An 18,909-nucleotide genomic window follows, 5' to 3' on the forward strand; every position below is an offset into this window, starting at 1 on the left:
GTGCCGTGTCATCCCCGGCTTTCCGCAGCACCGGGAGGGGATCTGCCCTTCAGGCAGCGAACCATGGCGTACTCCCACCGACGCTTCAGCGGGGATTAACGGAACGGCGGTCTCCGATGCCGAAGCCTTCCGCTTGCCCTCACTCCGGAAAACATATAAATATATGTTTATATGTAAGAGCGAGTCTGGCTCATGGCTGACAAAGAGGCTCCATCCCTGGACCTGACCCTGGACGTGCTGCGGGCCGCCGCCGAGGAAACGCGCCTGCGCATCCTGGCACTGTTGGCCGAGGGAGAGCTCTCGGTCTCCGACCTCACCGACATCCTCGGGCAGTCCCAGCCACGCATCTCCCGCCACTTGAAGCTGCTCGTGGAGGCCGGTCTCGTGGAGCGGCACCGGGAAGGGGCCTGGGCCTTCTTCCGGCTGACCGACCGGGGCACCGCCCTGCGGATCATCCGCCCGACCCTCGAGAGCCTCGACCGGTCCGATCCGCAATTGCTGGAGGACCGCACCCGCCTGGAGGCGGTCCGGGCGCAGCGCTCCCAGGCTGCCCAGGCGTACTTTTCCCGGCTCGCGCCCGAATGGGACCGCCTGCGCTCGCTCCACGCCCCCGAGGCCGTGGTCGAGTCGGCGGTGATCGAGGCCCTGGGACCGAAGCCGATCCGTGATCTCGTCGATCTCGGCACGGGCACGGGACGCATGCTGCAGCTCCTCGCGCCGCGCGCCGGCCGCACGGTCGGCCTCGATGCGAGCCATGCCATGCTCTCGGTGGCCCGCGCCAATCTCGAAAAGGCGGGCCTGCGCGGCATCGAGCTGCGGCAGGGCGACATCTACGCGCCGCCGTTCCCGCGCGACACGTTCGATCTCGTGGTCATCCATCAGGTGCTGCACTACCTGGACGATCCCGCCCGGGCGATCCGCGAAGCCGCTCGGCTCGTGGCGCCGGGCGGGCGCATTCTCGTCGTGGATTTCGCGCCGCACAAGCTCGAGTTCCTGCGCGAGGCACAGGCCCATCGCCGCCTCGGCTTCGCGCCTTCGCAGGTCGCGGGATGGCTCGACGAGGCGGGCCTCGATTGCACGTTGACGACAGAAGTCGCACCGCCTCGGAAGGGCGATGATCAATTGACCGTGTCCCTTTGGCTCGGACAGGACCGCCGTGTCGTGACGGATTGGCCCTTGGCCCAGCCCGATAAAGAGGTTGCCTGATGCCGTCCCTGACCCTTCGCCCCAGTAGGCAGGCCTCCTGTCCCATCAAGGTGTCCTTCGAGTTCTTCCCGCCGAAGACGCCGGAGATGGAGACGACGCTCTGGGCCTCCATTCAGCGGCTGGCGCCGCTTAATCCGCAGTTCGTCTCCGTGACCTACGGCGCCGGTGGTTCGACCCGCGAGCGCACCCATGCCACGGTGTCCCGCATCGTGACGGAAACGCCTCTCAAGCCCGCCGCGCACCTGACCTGCGTGGCAGCCACGAAGGATGAGGTCGACAATGTGGTCCGCTCCTACTGGGACGCGGGCGTGCGCCACATCGTGGCCCTGCGGGGCGATCCCGTCGCGGGCATCGGCACGGCCTACGAGCCGCACCCGGGCGGCTATCGGCAGACCTGCGATCTGGTGGCGGGGATCAAGGCGATCGGCGATTTCGAGGTGTCCGTCTCCGCCTATCCGGAGAAGCATCCCGAGGCCGCCTCGCTCGACTCCGACATCGACGTGCTGCAGGCGAAGGTCGATTGCGGCGCGGACCGCGCCATCACGCAGTTCTTCTTCGACAACGACCACTACTTCCGCTACCTCGACCGCGTGCGCGCGCGCGGCATCAGCATTCCCATCGTGCCCGGCATCGTGCCGGTGCAGAACTTCAAGCAGACGGCGAACTTCGCATCCAAGACCGGCGCGAGCGTTCCGGAATGGCTGGCGGCCCGCTTCGAGGGGCTCGACAACGACGTGGAGACGCGCAGGCTCGTGGCCGCCGCCGCCGTCGCCGCCGAGCAGGTGATCGACCTCGTCGATCGCGGCGTGAACGAATTCCACTTCTACACCATGAACCGCGCCGACCTGGTCTATGCGATCTGCCACCTGCTCGGATTGCGCGAACAGGGCGTGAAAGCGGCCGCTTGAAATTCCGGTGCCCGGCGACGAGCCGGGCATTTCCGTTTGCCATGCGGCGCATGGATGGCCGGGCCCGAGCCCGTCCGACTAAGATAGAGACTGTGATGACCGTGTTCGATCCTCGTCCCGCCAACGGCGCAGACATCCTCAAGGCGCTGCGTGAAGCAGCCTCCAGGCGCATTCTCGTGCTCGACGGCGCCATGGGCACCGAGCTTCAACGCTCGCGCTTCTCGGAAGAGGATTTTCGCGGTGATCGGTTCAAGGACTGGAACCAGGACCTCAAGGGCAACAACGATCTCCTGATCCTGACCCAGCCGGATGCGGTGCGCAGCGTCCACCTCGACTATTTCCGCGCCGGCGCCGACATCGTCGAGACCAACACGTTCTCCGGCACCTCCATCGCCCAGGCCGATTACGGCATGGAGGCGATCGTCTATGAATTGAACGTCGAGGGGGCGCGGCTTGCCCGCGAGGCCGCGCTGATCGCGCAAGAGGAGGATGGCCGCCGACGCTTCGTGGCCGGCGCCGTCGGTCCCACGAACCGCACCCTCTCGATCTCGCCCGACGTGAACAACCCGGGCTATCGCGCCGTGACCTTCGATCAGGTGCGCGAGGCTTACGCCGAGCAGGTGAGGGGCCTCGTCGACGGCGGTTCGGAAATCATCCTCATCGAGACGATCTTCGACACCCTCAACGCCAAAGCCGCCATCGTGGCCACCCATCAGGTGTTCGCGGAGAAAGGCGTGAAGCTTCCCGTCATGATCTCGGGAACGATCACGGACCTGTCGGGCCGCACCCTGTCCGGCCAGACGCCGACCGCGTTCTGGTATTCGATGCGCCACGCGGAGCCATTCTCCATCGGCCTCAACTGCGCGCTCGGCGCGCGCGAGATGCGGGCGCATATCCAGGAAATCGGCAAGGTGGCGGATACGCTCGTCTGCGCCTATCCCAATGCGGGCCTGCCGAACGAGTTCGGCCTCTATGACGAGAGCCCGGACGCCACTGCCCGCATGCTGGCCGAATTCGCCGACGCGGGTCTCGTGAACGTGGTCGGCGGGTGCTGCGGCACCACGCCGGCGCATATCCGCGCCATCGCCGAGGCGGTCGCCGGCAAGGCGCCGCGTCGCGTGCCGGGAATGCAGCCGCTCATGCGCCTGTCGGGTCTCGAGCCCTTTACGCTGACCTCCGACATTCCGTTCGTGAACGTCGGAGAGCGCACGAACGTGACGGGCTCCGCCAAGTTCCGCAAGCTCATCACCGGCGGCGATTATGCCGCCGCGCTCGACGTGGCGCGCGATCAGGTGGCGAACGGCGCGCAGATCATCGACGTCAACATGGACGAAGGCCTGCTCGATTCCGAGAAGGCGATGGTGGAGTTCCTCAACCTGGTCGCGGCGGAGCCCGATATCGCGCGCGTTCCGGTGATGGTGGATTCCTCGAAATTCCACGTGATCGAGGCCGGGCTCAAGTGCCTGCAGGGCAAGGCGATCGTGAACTCGATCTCGATGAAGGAGGGCGAGGAAGCCTTCATCGAGCAGGCGAAGATCTGCCGCTCCTACGGCGCCGCCGTCGTCGTCATGGCCTTCGACGAGAAGGGACAGGCCGACACCCTGGAGCGCAAGGTCGAAATCTGTACGCGCGCCTACAGGATCCTGACCGAGCAGGTCGGCTTCCCGCCGGAGGACATCATCTTCGATCCGAACGTCTTCGCGGTCGCGACCGGCATCGAGGAGCACAACGGATACGGCGTCGATTTCATCGAGGCCGCACGCACCATCCGCGAGACGCTCCCGCACGCCCATATCTCGGGCGGCGTATCGAATCTCTCGTTCTCGTTCCGTGGCAACGAGCCGGTGCGCGAGGCCATGCATTCCGTGTTCCTCTTCCATGCCATCAAGGCGGGCATGGACATGGGCATCGTGAACGCGGGCCAGCTCGCCGTGTACGACGAGATCGATCCGGAGCTGCGCGAGCTGTGCGAGGACGTGGTGCTCAACCGGCGGCCCGACGCGACGGAACGCCTGCTCGAAGCGGCGCCCCGCTTCAAGGGCGACGGTGCGGGCGCATCGAAGACCGCCGACCTCGAATGGCGCTCCTGGCCCGTCGAGAAGCGCATCGAGCATGCGCTCGTCAACGGCATCACCGAGTTCATCGAGCAGGATACGGAGGAGGCGCGCCAATCGGCCGAACGTCCGCTGCACGTGATCGAGGGGCCGCTCATGGCCGGCATGAACGTGGTCGGCGATCTCTTCGGCGCCGGCAAGATGTTCCTGCCGCAGGTGGTGAAATCGGCCCGCGTGATGAAGCAGGCGGTGGCCTATCTCATGCCCTTCATGGAGGCGGAGAAGAAGGCATCGGGAATCGACGAGCGTTCCGCCGCCGGCAAGGTGCTGATGGCCACCGTGAAGGGCGACGTGCACGACATCGGCAAGAACATCGTCGGCGTGGTTCTCGCCTGTAACAATTACGAGGTCATCGATCTCGGCGTCATGGTTCCGGCGCAGAAGATCCTGGAAACGGCGCGCAGGGAGAGGGTGGATGTGATCGGCCTCTCCGGCCTCATCACGCCATCCCTCGACGAGATGGTGAACGTGGCGAGCGAGATGGAGCGCGAAGGCTTCGAGATTCCGCTCCTGATCGGCGGCGCCACGACCAGCCGCGTGCATACGGCCGTGAAGATCCATCCGAACTACCGGAAAGGCCAAGCGGTCTACGTCACCGATGCGAGCCGGGCGGTCAGCGTCGTCTCCTCGCTGCTCTCGCCGGATGCGAAGGATGCGTATGTGGAGACGTTGCGCAGCGAATACCGCAGGGTGGCCGATGCCCATGCGCGATCCGAGGCCGACAAGCAGCGCCTGCCCATCGAGAAGGCTCGCGCCAACAGGCTGAAGATCGATTGGCAAGCCTACCAGGCGCCCAAGCCCACCTTCACCGGCGCCCGCGTGTTCCGCAGCTACGATGTGGGCGAGCTCGTTCCCTACATCGACTGGACGCCCTTCTTCCAGACCTGGGAGCTGAAGGGGCGCTACCCGGCGATCCTCGACGACGAGCAGCAGGGGCCGGCAGCCCGCCAGCTCTGGGAGGATGCGCAGGCGATGCTCAGGCGGCTCGTCGACGAGCGCTGGTTCAATCCGAAGGCGGTGATCGGCTTCTGGCCCGCCAACGCGGTGGGCGACGACATCCGTCTCTATACCGGCGAGAGCCGCAGCGAAGCGCTCGCCACGTTCCACGGCCTGCGCCAGCAGCTCTCGAAGCGCGACGGCAAGCCAAATCTGTGCATCTCGGACTTCGTTGCCCCCGCCGAGAGCGGCAGGCCGGATTGGATCGGCGCCTTCGTGGTCACCTCCGGGATCGAGGAGGTGCGCATCGCCGAGAAGTTCGAGCGCGCGAACGACGATTATCGCTCGATCCTGGTCAAGGCGCTCGCCGATCGTCTCGCGGAAGCCTTCGCCGAGCGCATGCACGAGCGGGTGCGCAAGGAGTTCTGGGCCTATGCGCCGGACGAGAACCTCACCAACGAGGATCTGATCCGCGAGGAGTATCGCGGCATCCGCCCGGCTCCCGGCTATCCGGCGCAGCCCGACCACACGGAGAAGGCGACGCTCTTCAGCCTGCTCGAAGCCGAGCGCCGCATCGGCGTGACCCTCACCGAATCCTACGCCATGTGGCCGGGCTCGTCCGTGTCCGGCCTCTATCTCGCGCATCCGGATGCCTATTACTTCGGCGTGGCGAAGGTCGAGCGCGATCAGGTGGAGGATTACGCAGTCCGCAAGGACATGAGCGTGCAGGAGGTGGAGCGCTGGCTCGGCCCGATCCTCAACTACGATCCGGCGAGCTACAGGCCCATGGCGGCGGAGTAGCGTGCCGGGGAATGCGCGCTCAAGCCCCTAATCGTCGTCCCCGCGAAGGCGGGGATCCATAGCCACGACGCTTAGAGCAACGAGCACAACGGTATCGGCTCGTTCCATTCTGCATCGTCAGTGGTTCTGGATTTCCACGCTTCGCGCGGCTCTCCGGGTCGGGCTCGCCTGCGGCGCCCCGGAATGACAGTGAGGGGGCAATTTACCCGCCCGCGGAAGGCCGCTTCGCGATCAGGTCGCGCAGCGTGGTGATGGTGGAGGCATCCGCCACGCCATCCACGCGCTCGGGCCGGAAATGGCGTTGGAACGCGGCGACCACCTTTTCCGTGTCCTCGTCGAACTCGCCGTTGATCCTCAGGCCGTAGCCGTACATGGCGAGCATGGCCTGAAGGGCCTCGATGGGCATGCCCCGGTCGCCGCGCGAAAAGAAGCGCCCGTCGCTCATCGTGGCGGGCGGCACCCAATGCCCGATGCCGGCCTCGTGAAGGCGCTTCCAGGGAAATGTCTCGCCCGGGTCGACCTTGCGGCCGGGGGCGACATCGGAATGGCCGAGCACGCGGGTGGCTGGGATGCGCCAGCGGGTCACGATGTCTTTCGCGAGGGCGATCACGCTCTCGATCTGCCGGTCGGGGTAGGGCGGCAGGCCGCCCGGATGGCCCGGATTGGCGATCTCGATCCCGATGGAGCTCGAGTTGATGTCGGTCTCGCCGTTCCAGGAGGAAATGCCCGCATGCCAGGCGCGCCGCGCTTCCGGCACGAGCTGCAGCACGCGCCCGTCGCCGAACACGAAATAATGCGCCGAGACCTGGGATACGGGATTGCAAAGCCATTGCAGGGCCTCGCCTTCGTTCGGCATGCCGGTGTAGTGCAGGATCAGCATGGTCGGGCGCTGTCCATCCTTCCGCTCCCCGTGATTGGGTGAAGGAAACACCTTCGCGGCAACGGGGCTTTCGGGGGAAAGGGGCGAGGTCATACGTTTACCTGAGGTTCCGCTCGGCGGCGACGCGTTCCCAAGCGGCGTTGATGGCCGCCAATCGTTCCGTCGCGATCCTGACCGCCTCCGGCGGCAGGCCGCGGGCGATCTCCCGGTCGGGATGGTTCTCTGCGACAAGCTTGCGATAGTGGCGCTTCAGCTCGTCATCGCTCATGGCCCGGTCCGCCTTGAGAATGAGATAGGGATCGTCGGCCCGCTTCACGTGGCGGGCGGCGATGCGCTCGAAATCGTTCTCCGAAAACGCGAAGATCGTCGCCACGTTCTTGAGGTAGACGTACTCCGCCTCATGCACCGCCTCGTCCGCTTTCGCGATGTGAAACAGGCCGTCGAGCACGTCTTCCAGGAGGGCGGGCTCCTCCTTGAATTCAGCGCCGATCTGCCGGGCATAGGCCTCGAACCCCTCGGACGTCTGCATGGCCAGTTCGAACAGGCGCTGGACGCGGGGGTGTTCGCTTTCCGGCACCTCGACGATCTGCTCGAAGGCTTTCACCTCCACGTCCACCACGACGCCATCGGCCTTCGCCATTTTCGCCGCAAGCGCCACGAGGCCCATGGTGAACAGCACGTCGCGCGGCGGCTTCCCGAAAGGCGCGCCGTCCCGATCGACGAGCACGTGTCCGGCAACGCCGCCCAGGAGAGCGCCAATCGGCCCTCCGAGCGCCAGGCCGAGGCCGGCGCCACCCAGTTTACCCCAAATCGACTGAATCATCGTGCTCTAGTGGTACGCTCAACGTCAGGCAAAAGAAAAGGGGCCGAGAAGATCTCGGCCCCTGAAATCCGGTTTTCGGGATCGTCTTAGCGGCAGTAGATGTTGCCGTACATGTCCTGGTACGTGCCGTAGGGGCAGGCCGGACCACGCGGAGCCGTCGCTGCGCCGACGACCGCGCCGCCGGCGGCACCGATGGCAGCACCGGCGAGAGCGCCGCTCGCGCGGCCCGTCGCGGCGCCGCCGATGGCAGCACCGGCAAGACCGCCAACAGCGGCGCCGCCAACAGCCCGCTCGCCGGGAGTGTTGCAGGCTGCCATCGAGAGGGTGAGAGCACCGGCGGCAATCGCGGTAATGATCTTCTTCATGGAGGCTTCCCTGTATCTAGCGGGCCATAGGCTGCCCAGCTCTACTTAGCTTGACCTTACGCAGACGCCAACTCCCGACACCGGGAAGAAGTTCCTTATGGCTCAAATGAGCTGTAGAAAATTTTTCGTTAAGGCGCTCAGGCTATTGCATCAGGTTTGTGCGCCTCGGTTTCGGGCCGGCGACCGTTGAGGCTGAGCATAGTTCAGACATGGCCCCGAACCGTCAGGTCACAACTTCGCCTTATTTGGTTTCCAGTCAGCGCTTCTCCGCGACCTGTGCCATTGGGAGTTTGAGCGTGACTTGGCAGTATTTCCTGAGAACATTGGCGGTCGCGTCCTTGGGGCTGGCTGGAGTGGCGCTTACGTCCGAGGTCCGGGCCGAAGGCAGCATCATTCCTCCGGACGAGGCGGCTGCCCTCGCGCGGGCTCAGGCGGAGGAGGTGCGGGCGGCAGCGGAGGCCATCGGGAGCCAGGAAGCCGCTGAAGCCGCTGAGGGTGAGGCTGGGAAGAGCACCGAGACAGCCAAGACGAACAAGACAATCAGGGGCGCCGAAGGCAAGATTCCGGCCGGCGAGAAGGCCGATCAGGACATCACCGAGGAGACGGCCTCCCTTCCGTTGGAACGGCCGGGCCGGCTCCGCTCGGCGCAGATCGATGCCCTCAAGGGTGCGGCGCTCAAGCCCCTGATCGTGCGCCATGCCTCGGAGAACGGCTTGCCCTACGAATTGGCGGACGCGGTGGTTCGCCTCGAGAGCCGCTACAATCCCGGAGCGCGCAACGGCCCCAACCTAGGCCTGACGCAGATCAATCTGCGCACGGCCCAGTCGCTCGGCTACGAGGGCGGCACTGCCGGATTGCTGGAGGCCGAGACCAATCTGCGCTATGGGCTCAAGTATCTCGCCCAAGCCTACAAGCTCGCGGGCGGCGACATCTGCGGCACGATCCTGCGTTACCAGTTCGGCCATCGCACGACGGCCATGACCCGGGCCTCACGGGCCTATTGCGCGAAGGTGAAGGTGATCACGGCCGCGGCCGAATGATCGTGCGGCCTTGACGCGGGCCTCCCTTTCGCCCCACATCCCAACCGTCAGCTGGCCGGGCGGCCGCTCCGAGTTCGCTCGGGGAGGAAAGTCCGGGCTCCATGGAAGCAAGGTGCCGGATAACGTCCGGCGGGGGTGACCCCAGGGATAGTGCCACAGAAAGCAGACCGCCCTGCAAAGATCTCCGGACCTTCAGGGTAAGGGTGAAAGGGTGCGGTAAGAGCGCACCGCGGACGCAGTAATGCGGACGGCACGGTAAACCCCACCAGGAGCAAAACCGAATAGGGACGACAGGCGCTCGCGCCAGGCCTGCTTCCAGGCTGGTCGTCCGGGTTGGTTGCTTGAGGCGGTCAGCAATGGCCGTCCCAGAGGAATGGCCGCCACGTCCAGGGCTTCGCCTTGGGCCATACAGAACCCGGCTTACAGGCCGGCTGACCCCTTATCCACAGGCTCGAAATTGCGACAAAGCGGAGCAAAGCCTTGCTCCGCTTACGATTCATTAACCCTAAACGAGTCTGATGGAGTTGGCCTGTCTCCAGGCTTGCACCCCATCCCCGTTCCGTTGACGCCCATAGTGTCCCATGTTATCCCAAACCATCCCGTCGACGGTGTCTTTCGAAGGGGACGTCAAGCACACCAGAGGTGCTGACATCCTGCTCCGAAAAGTAGCGTTAGCGCCGAGAGCGGGTGGCAGACCGCAGAGGTCTGCCGGGGGGCTGACAATCGGGAGCTTGCGAGCTGCGGCCAATGCACCGCTTCGTGTCCAATTTCACCAACAAGTTGGATTCGAAGGGTCGCGTCTCGATCCCCGCATCGTTCCGGGCCGTCTTGGCGAGGGATGGATTCGAGGGTCTTTACGTTCATCCCGCGCTCGATGCGCAGGCGTTGGACGCAGGCGGCAACATGCTTCTGAACGAGATCGATGCGTTTTTGTCGACGCTGTCGCCCTATTCGGACGAACGGGATCAGCTGTCGACCGCATTGTTCGGGACCAGCGAAATTCTCAAAGTCGATCCGGAGGGGCGTGTCATCCTGACGGAAACAGTAAAAGTGCATGCCGGGATCGGCGATACGGTGACGTTCGTCGGACTCGGTCACAAGTTCCAGATTTGGGAGCCCGAGCGTTTCCGTGCGCACTTGGAGGAGGCGCGCACGAAGGTCAGAGACCTGAAGAAGGTGCTGGGAGCCCGGATCACGGAGCCACGTATGGTACAGAACACCTCACCAGGAGTGCGGGAGCAATGATGGGACGCGGCGACGGCCCAGGAGCCGGAGCCGCTGGCGGACCGACCCGTCACGTTCCCGTGCTCCTGGCGGAGGTGTGCGACGCGCTCGATGCAAAGCGCGGCGGCGTCTTCATCGACGGTACGTTCGGCGCGGGCGGATACACGCGCGCCATTCTCGATGCTCATCCCCAGAACAAGGTCGTGGCCATCGACCGCGATCCCGATGCGATTGCGGGCGGCGCGCCGCTGGCTGCGAAATTCAAGAAGCGCCTGATGCTCGTGCCGGGTCGCTTCGGCACCCTCGACGAGATCGCGCGCGATCAGGGGTTCGAGGGCGTCGACGGCGTCGTTCTCGACATCGGCGTGTCGTCCATGCAGCTCGATCAGGCCGAGCGCGGATTCTCGTTCCGCAACGACGGGCCGCTCGACATGCGCATGGAGCAGGAAGGTCCGAGTGCCGCCGACATCGTGAACGAATCCTCCGAGGCGGAGCTCGCGGACATCTTCTATTATTACGGCGAGGAGCGCCGTGCCCGCGCCGTTGCGCGCGCCGTCATCGAGGCGCGGCGCAGGGAGCCGTTCCAGACGACGCGTCAGCTCGCCGATCTCGTGGCATCGCTGATCCGTCAGGAACCAGGCGGCATCCATCCGGCCACGCGGGTGTTCCAGGGATTGCGCATCGCCGTCAACGACGAACTGGGCGAGCTGGTGCGCGCCTTGCATGCGGCCGAGTGCATTCTCAAACCCGGCGGACGTCTCGTGGTCGTCACCTTCCATTCGCTCGAAGACCGCATCGTGAAGCAATTCTTCGCGGCCCGCACCGGACGGACGCCGAGCGGATCGCGTCACATGCCGACCCTCGCCGCGGCGGAACCGACCTTCCAGGCGGTCACGAAGGGCCCTGTCGGTCCCAGCGAGCAGGAGATGGCCCGCAACCCGCGTGCGCGCTCGGCGAAACTTCGCGCCGGCGCCCGCACCAGCGTGCCGCCCCAGGAAGTGTTGAGCGCCATCACCATGCTGGCCGAGCTGCCGCAGACGGCTGAGAAAAGAGGAGGGCGGCGATGATCAAGCTGCTCCACATCATCGCGATCACGGCCCTCGTCCTGTCGGCGGGCTACGCCTATTCGGTCAAGTACGACACGCTCTACTACGCCGAGCAGGTCGCGAAGCTGAAGTCGAAGGCGCAGCGCGAGCGCGAGGTCATCGCCGTCCTGCAGGCGGAGTGGCAATATCTCGATCGCCCGGATCGCCTGCAGGCCGCCGCCGATCAACACCTCGATCTTCAGCCTATGAAGATTCAGCAGCTGGCGCGCCTGTCCGATCTGCCGGATCGTCCTGACCGAGGCGATGAGATCGGCCGCAAGCTCGAAGCGCTCGGATTGCTCGGACCGACGGCGACGCCGAAGGACCCGAGCAGTGGAGCCCGAACCCCATCGACTCAAACCCCGAGACGGTAACTCCCGTGTTGCACGTGCCTCCACCCGAACCGCAGACGAAGAGCCCTCCGCCCACGAGGGGCGTTCTCTCCCATGCGCGCGAGCTGTTTCGCTTGCGCCTCGACAAGAGCACGTCGCGCGTGAGCCTGGCGGCTTTGTGCTTTGCCGGTCTCTTCACGGTCATCGGCGGACGGCTGGTGCAGCTCGCCGTCACGAGCGAGACCACGAGCGAGATGCGCCGCGCGGCGTCCTCCGAGATTTCCGCGGCCCGTCCCGACATCGTGGATCGCAACGGCGACGTTCTCGCCACCGACGTGAAGATGGTGTCCGTCTTCGCGGAGCCGCGCAACATCATCGACAAGGACGAGGCGGTGGAACTGCTCACCGCCGTCCTGCCCGATCTCGATGCCACGGAGCTCCGGGACAAGCTCAGCACCAAGAAAGGCTTCGTGTGGGTCAAGCGCGAGATCACGCCGCGCCAGCAGGCCGAAGTGCACCGGCTCGGCATTCCGGGCGTCGGCTTCCTGCCCGAGAACAAGCGCGTCTATCCCAACGCGGAGGCGGCGGCGCATGTGCTGGGCTTTGCCAATGTGGACAACGTGGGCATCGCCGGCATCGAGAAATACATCGACAGCATGGGCCTGCAGGATCTCAACGGCGCAGGGTTCAACATCTCGGCCGCCGATCTGAAGCCTGTGGAGCTCTCCATCGATCTGCGCGTGCAGCATGCCCTTCGCGACGAGCTGATGAAGGGCATGGCGAAGTTCAAGGCGAAGGCCACTGCCGGCGCGATCATGGACGTCAACACCGGCGAGATCCTCGCCCTCGTCTCGCTGCCCGACTACGACCCCAACAACCCGGTCGACGCCCTCGACAAGGATCGCATCAACCGCATCAATGTGGGCGTGTTCGAGATGGGGTCCACCTTCAAGGCGCTGACCGTCGCGATGGCGCTGGATTCCGGCAAGTACAACATCAACTCGACGCTCGATGCCCGCTCGGGCCTTCGCTACGGCAAGTTCACCATCGGCGACTATCACGCGACCCACCGCGTGCTCACGGTGCCGGAGGTGTTCATCCACTCGTCGAACATCGGCACGGCGCGCATGGCGCTCGGCATCGGCGTCGAGGGCCACAAGGCCTTCCTGCGTAAGATGGGACAGCTCACGCGCCTCGAGACGGAGCTGCCGGAAAACGCCCTGCCGATCATCCCGCCGCGCTGGGGCGAGCTCAACACCATGACCATCGCCTTCGGCCACGGCCTTGCCGTCGCGCCTCTCCAGGCGCTCATGGCGGTCGGCGCGCTCGTGAACGGCGGCGTGCTCATCAAGCCGACATTCCTCAAGCGCGACGAGGCCGAGGCCCGCAGGAACGCCCTGCAGGTGCTCAAGCCGGAAACCAGCGAGGCCATGCGCTACGTGATGCGCCTCAATGCCTCGAACCCCGCGGGATCCGCGGCGTCGGCCGCCATTGCGGGCTTCTATGTGGGCGGCAAGACCGGGACCGCGGAAAAGGTGATCAACGGCCGCTATTCCAAGAACAAGAACTTCACGACGTTCACGGCCGTCGTTCCCGCCGACAAGCCGAAATACGTGTTCCTGACCATCATGGACGAGCCGCAGGCGGTCGAGGGCACCTACGGGTTCTCGACGGCCGGCTGGAATGCGGGGCCCGTCACGGGCAACGTCATCGAGCGTGTCGCGCCGTTGCTCGGCATTCCGCCTCGCTTCGAGCCGCCCGCGCAGCCTTTCCCCCTCATGTCCCGTCTCAACGCATGGGGCGTCCGGTAATGACGAATGCAATTCACTTGATCGATCTGCTTCCGGAAGCCGAGGGGCTCCCGGAGGCATCCGTGCCGGTCACCGGCATCGCGTCCGACAGCCGCAAGGTTGCCCAGGGCAGCGTGTTCTTCGCCGTGCCGGGGACGAAGGTCGACGGCATGAGCTTCGTGCCGCAGGCGGCCGCCGCCGGTGCGGCCGCCATCGTCGGCGAGGCGGAGCGTCCTGCCGCATTGTCCGGCGGCGTTGCCTATGTCCGGGTGCGGGACGTGCGAAGGGCGCTCGCTCTCGCGGCGTCGCGCTTCTATCCGCGCCAGCCGGAGACGATCGTCGCGGTCACGGGCACGAGCGGCAAGAGCTCCGTGGCCGATTTCGCGCGCCAGCTCTTCGCCTTTCTCGGATACAAGTCCGCGAGCCTGGGCACGCTCGGGGTGATCACCTCCGACGGAGCGGCTTACGGTTCGCTGACGACGCCCGATCCGATCTCGCTGCATCAGACCCTCGACAAGCTCGCGAAAGACGGCGTCACGCGCCTCGCCATGGAGGCCTCCTCGCACGGCATCGACCAGCGCCGGCTCGACGGGGTTCGCCTGAGCGCTGCGGGCTTCACCAATCTCGGCCGTGACCATCTCGATTATCACAGCACCACCGAGGCCTACGCGGCCGCGAAGCTGCGCCTCTTCGATACGCTTCTGCCGGCCGATGCTCCCGCCATCATCAATGCCGATGGGCCTTATGCGGATGTATTTCAGCACGGGGTGCGCAATCGTGGTCTGACGATGCTCACGACCGGAGGCCTGGGCGAGACGCTGCGCCTCGTCGAAGCGCGGCCGGAAGGCTTCACGCAGGCTCTGACCGTCGAGGCGTTCGGAAGGACCTTCGAGACGGCCCTGCCGCTCCTCGGCGGGTTCCAGGTCGAGAACGCGCTCGTGGCGGCGGGTCTCGTCCTGTCCGTCGAAGGCGAAGGACGGGCCGCCGAGGTCTTCGAAGGGTTCAAGACGCTCAAGGGCGTTTCCGGTCGCCTGGAACAGGTAGGCGAGGTCGACGGCGCCATCTGCATCGTCGATTACGCGCACAAGCCCGATGCGCTGGCCCATGTGCTCGATGCGCTGCGTCCCTTCACCAGAGGCCGGCTCGTCTGCATCGTCGGCTGCGGTGGCGATCGTGATCGCGGCAAGCGCCCGCTCATGGGGCGCATCGCCGCCGACAAGGCGGATCTCGTCATCGTGACGGACGATAATCCTCGCTCGGAAGACCCTGCGGCGATCCGCGCCGAGGTGCTCAAGGGGGCTCCCGGCGCCCGCGAGATCGGCGACCGGGCCCTGGCCATCCGCACCGCCGTGAAGGAGCTTCAAGGGGGCGACATTCTGGTCGTGGCCGGCAAAGGTCATGAAACGGGCCAAATCATCGGCGACCGGACCCTGCCGTTCTCGGATCACGACGAGGTCCGGGCGGCTATTGCGGAGAGACAGGGATGAGTTCGCCCTTGTGGACCTTGGACGAGATCGTGGCCGCCACCGGCGCCCGCGTCGGCAGCGGCTTTCGGCAGGCGACCGGCGCTTCCATCGATACGCGCACGCTCGAGCCGGGCGATCTCTACTTCGCCATCAAGGGCGACGTTCATGACGGCCATGATTTCGTGCCGGCCGCCCTGGAGAAGGGCGCGTCGGGCGCCGTCGTCTCCGAGGAAAAGGCGCCCGCCTTCGCGTCGGACAAGCTGATCGTGGTGCCGGACGTGCTCGAGGCCATGCGTCGGCTCGGCCGCGCGGCCCGCCAGCGCACGAATGCCCGAATCGTCGCGATTACGGGTTCGGTGGGCAAGACCGGCACCAAGGAGGCCATGCGCCTGGCGCTCTCCCGCCAGGGGGCAACGCACGCGTCGGTCGCATCCTACAACAACCATTGGGGTGTGCCGCTCACGCTGTCGCGCATGCCGCGCGAAACGGAGTTCGGGATCTTCGAGATCGGCATGAACCATGCCCACGAGATCCTGCCGCTCACTGCGATGGTTCGCCCGCACGTGGCGGTGATCACCACCATCGAGCCGGTGCATATCGAATTTTTCCCCTCGCTGTGGGGCATTGCCGACGCGAAGGGCGAGATCTTCTCCGGGATCGAGCCCGGCGGTACGGCCGTCATCAACCGCGACAGCCCCTATTTCGAACGCATGAAGGCCCATGCCCTGGCGTCTCGCGCCGGCCGCGTGGTCTCCTTCGGCGAGCACGAGGCGGCCGATATCCGCGCCGAGCGGATCCTCGTGAAGCCCGACCAGTCCATCGTCGAGGCCCGCGTCTTCGGGCAGCTCGTCACCTACCGGATCGCCACCGCGGGCCGGCATATCGCGCTCAACTCCCTGAGCGTGCTCGCCGCATCCCATGCGCTCGGCGCGGACCTTGCGCAGGTGGCGCTCTCCTTCGCCGAACTGAAGCCTCCCGTCGGCCGCGGCGAGCGGACCATGCTGTCCGTCGGCGATGACGGGGCGCTCCTCATCGATGAAAGCTACAATGCGAATCCGGCCTCCATGCGGGCGGCGCTGGCCAATCTGGGCGCCGTGGAACTGGGCCGTCAGGCGCGGCGTCTTGCGGTTCTCGGCGACATGAAGGAACTGGGCGAGAAGGGCCCGAGCCTTCACGAGGAACTCGCGGAAGCGGTCGAGGCCAACAGGATCGACCTCGTGTTCGCGGCCGGGCCGCTGATGAAGAACCTGGTGGATCGCCTTCCCAAGGCGAAGGTGGCGCTGCACGCCGAGACCTCCGCGGATCTCGTCGACGCGGTCTGCGCCGCGATCCGCCCCGGCGACGCGGTGACCGTCAAGGGATCGCTCAGCATGAAGATGGCTCTGGTTGTCAAGGCTCTGAAAGAACGTTACGGCGCGAGCCCATCGGCACACGCGCTGAAAGGATGAACATTCCATGTTGACCTGGTTGGCTGAACTCAGCCCCTATTTCAGCCCCCTCAATATCTTCCGCTACATCACGTTCCGGACCGGGGGCGCGACGGCGACCGCCATGCTCTTCGTCTTCCTGTTCGGGCCTGCGATCATTTCGCTCCTGCGCCTGAAGCAGGGCAAGGGGCAGCCGATCCGCGAGGACGGGCCGCAATCGCACCTTTTGACGAAGCGCGGCACGCCGACCATGGGCGGCCTGATGATCATGGCGGGCGTGCTGGTCTCGACCCTTCTGTGGGCGAACCTCGAAAACCCGTATGTCTGGATCGTGCTTTTCGTCACGGTGGGCTTCGGCGCCATCGGGTTCTACGACGATTACCTGAAGGTCACCAAGCAGTCGCACAAGGGCTTCTCCGGCAAGTCGCGCCTCGCCATCGAGGCGATCATCGCGGCGGTGGCCTGCATCGCCATTTCCTACGTGGAAGCGCCCGGCCTCGCGAACAAGCTGGCGCTGCCGTTCTCGAAGGACCTGATCTTCAATCTCGGCTGGTTCTACATCATCTTCGCCGGGTTCGTGATCGTCGGCGCCGGCAACGCGGTGAACATCACGGACGGGCTCGACGGTCTTGCCATCGTGCCGGTGATGATCGCCGCGGGCACCTTCGGGTTCATCGCGTATCTCTCCGGCAACGCGGTCTTCGCCAACTACCTGCAGATCCATTTCGTGCCCGGCACCGGCGAGCTCGCCGTAATCTGCGGCGCGCTGATCGGCGCGGGCATCGGCTTTCTCTGGTTCAACGCGCCGCCCGCTCAGATCTTCATGGGCGATACCGGGTCGTTGGCTCTGGGCGGACTTCTCGGCACCATCGCGGTGGCCACCAAGCACGAGGTCGTCCTCGCCATTGTCGGCGGCCTCTTCGTGCTGGAGATCATGTCGGTGATCATCCAGGTCGCCTCGTTCAAGCTCACGGGCAAGCGCGTCTTCAAGATGGCGCCGATCCACCATCACTTCGAGCAGCTCGGATGGACCGAGCCGCAGGTCGTGATCCGCTTCTGGATCATCGCCGTGGTGCTCGCCCTGGTGGGCCTCTCGACCCTCAAGCTGCGGTAACAGTCATGACGCCCGTCACCACCTTCTCCGGCAAAACCCTCGCTCTCTTCGGCCTCGGCGGCTCGGGGCTCGCGACGGCGCTTGCCCTGAAGGAGGGCGGAGCCCACCTCATCGCCTGCGACGACAATCCGGCCAAGATGGCGGAGGCCGCCGCAAAAGGCATCGAGACGGGCGATCTGCGCCAGCTCGATTGGTCGAAGGTGTCCGCGCTCGTCCTCTCGCCCGGCGTGCCGCTCACCCATCCCGAGCCGCATTGGTCGGCGAAGCTCGCGAAAGCGGCAGGCGTCGCGATCATCGGCGACATCGAGCTCTTCTGCCGCGAGCGCGCGAAGATCGCCCCGAACGCACCCTTCATCGCCATCACCGGCACCAACGGAAAGTCCACCACGACGGCGCTCGTCGCGCATATCCTGCGCGAGGCGGGCCGCGACGTGCAGATGGGCGGCAATATCGGCACGGCGATCCTCTCGCTCGAACCGCCGTCCGACGACCGCATCCACGTGATCGAGTGCTCCTCGTTCCAGATCGATCTCGCGCCGTCGCTCGCGCCGACGATCGGCGTGCATCTCAATCTCTCGCCCGATCATATCGACCGGCATGGCACGATGGAGAACTATGCGGCGATCAAGGAGCGGCTGGTCGCGAAGGCGAGCCTCGCGATCATCGGCGTCGACGATCCGATGAGCCAGGCGATCGCCGAGGCCTGCGAGGCCAAGGGCGTGAACGTCGCCCGCATCTCGGTTGAGCCGCTCGGTGTGAAGGGGGTCTTCGCGGACGGCGAAACTCTGGTCGGCGTGGCAGGCGCCGATGCGGCTCCCATCGCCCATCTGTCGGGCATCGGTTCGCTGCGCGGTGCGCACAACGCGCAGAATGCAGCTGCGGCCGTCGCGGTCGCCCTGGCCCTGAATGTGTCCCCGGATCGGATCCGCTCCGGCCTCGGCACCTTCCCCGGCCTTCCTCACCGCATGGAAGAGGTCGGGCGCATCGGCTCCACGCTCTTCATCAACGATTCAAAGGCCACCAACGCCGATTCCACCGAGAAGGCGCTCAAGTCCTTCGACAACATCCTTTGGATTCTCGGCGGGAAGGCGAAGGAAGGCGGCATCGAACCGTTGCGGGACTACTTCCCCAAGATCCGCAAGGCCTACCTGATCGGCGCGGCGGCGGAGGAATTCTCGCAGACGCTCGGGGGCGACGTTCCTCATGCTCTCAGCGGGACGCTCGACAAAGCCGTTGAGGAAGCCGCGCGGGATGCGGCGGCGATGGAGGGCCCCGCGGTCGTTCTGCTCTCGCCCGCCTGTGCGTCCTACGATCAGTTTGCGAATTACGAAGTGCGCGGAAATCAATTCCGCGAATTGGTCCGGACCCTGCCGGGCCTCGAAGCCAGGGGGGCTTAGA

Annotated in this window: 15 protein-coding genes and 1 other RNA gene; 13 read left to right on the forward strand and 3 right to left on the reverse strand. The window is 65.8% G+C overall.

Annotation, left to right across the window (positions count from 1 at the left end):
* The first annotated feature begins 192 nt into the window (after positions 1-192).
* The 3 genes from E4K09_RS09295 to metH all read left to right on the forward strand — a co-directional run bounded on the left by E4K09_RS09295 (position 193) and on the right by metH (position 5,965).
* On the forward strand, positions 193-1,206 hold the full coding sequence (locus tag E4K09_RS09295; RefSeq protein ID WP_134496460.1) for an ArsR/SmtB family transcription factor: 1,014 nt from the start codon (positions 193-195) through the stop codon (positions 1,204-1,206).
* Positions 1,206-2,114: a methylenetetrahydrofolate reductase [NAD(P)H] gene (gene metF, locus E4K09_RS09300; RefSeq protein WP_134496461.1), complete on the forward strand. Its 909-nt coding sequence runs from the start codon at positions 1,206-1,208 to the stop codon at positions 2,112-2,114. Before E4K09_RS09295 ends, metF begins: the two co-directional genes overlap by 1 nt.
* A gap of 95 nt (positions 2,115-2,209) precedes the next feature.
* Positions 2,210-5,965: a methionine synthase gene (gene metH, locus E4K09_RS09305; RefSeq protein ID WP_134496462.1), complete on the forward strand. Its 3,756-nt coding sequence runs from the start codon at positions 2,210-2,212 to the stop codon at positions 5,963-5,965.
* Positions 5,966-6,167: 202 nt separating this feature from the next.
* Here the strand turns inward: metH and E4K09_RS09310 are convergent, their stop codons facing one another.
* The 3 genes from E4K09_RS09310 to E4K09_RS09320 form a co-directional block, all read right to left on the reverse strand.
* Entirely contained in the window at positions 6,168-6,938 is a 771-nt protein-coding gene (locus E4K09_RS09310; RefSeq protein WP_134496463.1) for an N-acetylmuramoyl-L-alanine amidase, read from the reverse strand.
* A gap of 4 nt (positions 6,939-6,942) precedes the next feature.
* Positions 6,943-7,668, reverse strand: a complete 726-nt coding sequence (locus E4K09_RS09315; protein ID WP_134496464.1) for a J domain-containing protein — start codon at positions 7,666-7,668, stop codon at positions 6,943-6,945.
* Positions 7,669-7,754: 86 nt separating this feature from the next.
* Positions 7,755-8,033 carry a glycine zipper domain-containing protein gene (locus E4K09_RS09320; RefSeq protein WP_134496465.1) on the reverse strand — a complete coding sequence of 93 codons (279 nt, stop codon included), beginning with the start codon at positions 8,031-8,033 and terminating at the stop codon, positions 7,755-7,757.
* 296 nt (positions 8,034-8,329) lie between these two features.
* On the opposite strand from E4K09_RS09320, the gene E4K09_RS09325 reads away from it, so the two are divergent.
* The 10 genes from E4K09_RS09325 to murD all read left to right on the forward strand — a co-directional run bounded on the left by E4K09_RS09325 (position 8,330) and on the right by murD (position 18,908).
* On the forward strand, positions 8,330-9,073 hold the full coding sequence (locus tag E4K09_RS09325; RefSeq protein WP_166802232.1) for a lytic transglycosylase domain-containing protein: 744 nt from the start codon (positions 8,330-8,332) through the stop codon (positions 9,071-9,073).
* A gap of 47 nt (positions 9,074-9,120) precedes the next feature.
* Positions 9,121-9,512, forward strand: an RNA gene (rnpB, locus tag E4K09_RS09330) — RNase P RNA component class A.
* Between the two features lie 308 nt (positions 9,513-9,820).
* Complete coding sequence (gene mraZ / locus E4K09_RS09335; RefSeq protein ID WP_134496467.1) at positions 9,821-10,318, forward strand: division/cell wall cluster transcriptional repressor MraZ; 498 nt, start codon at positions 9,821-9,823, stop codon at positions 10,316-10,318.
* Positions 10,315-11,364 carry a 16S rRNA (cytosine(1402)-N(4))-methyltransferase RsmH gene (gene rsmH / locus E4K09_RS09340; RefSeq protein ID WP_134496468.1) on the forward strand — a complete coding sequence of 350 codons (1,050 nt, stop codon included), beginning with the start codon at positions 10,315-10,317 and terminating at the stop codon, positions 11,362-11,364. The genes mraZ and rsmH overlap by 4 nt, the downstream gene beginning before the upstream one ends.
* Positions 11,361-11,756, forward strand: coding sequence for a cell division protein FtsL (gene ftsL / locus E4K09_RS09345; protein ID WP_134496469.1), 396 nt, complete (start codon positions 11,361-11,363; stop codon positions 11,754-11,756). The genes rsmH and ftsL overlap by 4 nt, the downstream gene beginning before the upstream one ends.
* A gap of 14 nt (positions 11,757-11,770) precedes the next feature.
* Entirely contained in the window at positions 11,771-13,525 is a 1,755-nt protein-coding gene (locus tag E4K09_RS09350; protein ID WP_244610425.1) for a peptidoglycan D,D-transpeptidase FtsI family protein, read from the forward strand.
* The gene (locus E4K09_RS09355; protein ID WP_134496471.1) at positions 13,525-14,991 is read left to right on the forward strand and encodes a UDP-N-acetylmuramoyl-L-alanyl-D-glutamate--2,6-diaminopimelate ligase; all 1,467 of its coding nucleotides are present in this window, start codon (positions 13,525-13,527) and stop codon (positions 14,989-14,991) included. The genes E4K09_RS09350 and E4K09_RS09355 overlap by 1 nt, the downstream gene beginning before the upstream one ends.
* Positions 14,988-16,418, forward strand: coding sequence for a UDP-N-acetylmuramoylalanyl-D-glutamyl-2,6-diaminopimelate--D-alanyl-D-alanine ligase (locus E4K09_RS09360; RefSeq protein WP_134496472.1), 1,431 nt, complete (start codon positions 14,988-14,990; stop codon positions 16,416-16,418). The genes E4K09_RS09355 and E4K09_RS09360 overlap by 4 nt, the downstream gene beginning before the upstream one ends.
* A 7-nt stretch (positions 16,419-16,425) precedes the next feature.
* Positions 16,426-17,511, forward strand: a complete 1,086-nt coding sequence (gene mraY / locus E4K09_RS09365) for a phospho-N-acetylmuramoyl-pentapeptide-transferase (protein WP_134496473.1) — start codon at positions 16,426-16,428, stop codon at positions 17,509-17,511.
* A gap of 5 nt (positions 17,512-17,516) precedes the next feature.
* Entirely contained in the window at positions 17,517-18,908 is a 1,392-nt protein-coding gene (murD, locus tag E4K09_RS09370) for a UDP-N-acetylmuramoyl-L-alanine--D-glutamate ligase (protein ID WP_134496474.1), read from the forward strand.
* Position 18,909: the final 1 nt, after the last annotated feature.

The organism is Microvirga pakistanensis, from assembly GCF_004458765.1.
In the GTDB taxonomy this organism is placed as follows: Bacteria; Pseudomonadota; Alphaproteobacteria; order Rhizobiales; family Beijerinckiaceae; genus Microvirga; species Microvirga pakistanensis.